The 1,062-nt window shown below is 50.8% G+C and carries 1 protein-coding gene; it reads left to right on the forward strand.

Annotation, left to right across the window (positions count from 1 at the left end):
- A partial coding sequence (locus J5224_RS29595) for a hypothetical protein (protein ID WP_264628636.1) occupies positions 1-1,062 on the forward strand: 1,062 nt, incomplete at both ends.

Genomic DNA, 1,062 nt, shown 5'->3' on the forward strand with positions numbered 1-1,062 from the left:
GGTACGCTGTATTACAACGATAATGGCACCTGGAAACCCGTCACGGAAGGACAGTCGTTTAACTCGACCAATACAGATTTGCGTTTTGATCCTGCGGCAAATGCGTCGGGTTCACCCTATGGCATCGTGCATTTCTCACCGGTGGATAAAGCGGGCAACGTTGGTGCGGAAACCTCGCTCAACATTGATATTACCCCGGTGGCGGATGCACCGACGGTGACGCTGGACATTACCAGCGGCAACAGTACGCCAAGCAGTGAAGTGATTCATATTAACGGCGGCAGTACCAACGGTGGCTTTGATATTCAGGATGGAAAAATTGTTGCCGTCGGCAATGGGGTGCGCGTCTGGTTAACCGAGGGGGATCCGATCCCGACATTGGTGGGTACCGGTACATACTCGTACTATACACAGGGTAATACCAGCGGAAATGATGGCTACAGTGATATTTTCGTTGTCCACTCGAACAGCGGATATTTCTATCGTCAAAGTGGACGACCTGATGAACTAAAACCCTTGGATTCTTTTGGTGGAAACCGAGTAGTTAATAATGACAGTGCGCATAAAGATTATGTGTTTGTGATGAAAGAGGATGGCTATACCTATAATCCTACTTACAACACGAATAATAATCAGCCAACGAGCGTCAATACCCTTGATGGCGTCAAAGTTAACTACACCGACAGCAACGGACAATCCCATTCGTTCACCAATCAGGTGAGTAACAATCTGGGCGGGGTGATTTACAGTGATGGCACCAGTATGGCGCCAGGCAGCAATGCGCCTACGGTAACCAAAGAAACCAACACGGGTACCCAGGAACATACGCTGGATGTCTCAGCCGCATTGACCGATCTTGACGGCAGTGAAACGCTGTCGGGCATTACCCTGACCGGCCTGCCGGAAGGCACCAAAGTGGTTGACCATATCAACAATGATGCGACCTATACCGTGGGCAAAGATGGCACTTACACCATTGCCAACGCGCACAATGCCAACGCGTTGTCGGGAACGGTCACGTTGTACGTGCCAGTGGCGGCAGGCAAGTTCGAGGTGGTGGCT

The sequence above is a fragment of the Candidatus Symbiopectobacterium sp. NZEC135 genome (genome assembly GCF_025962695.1).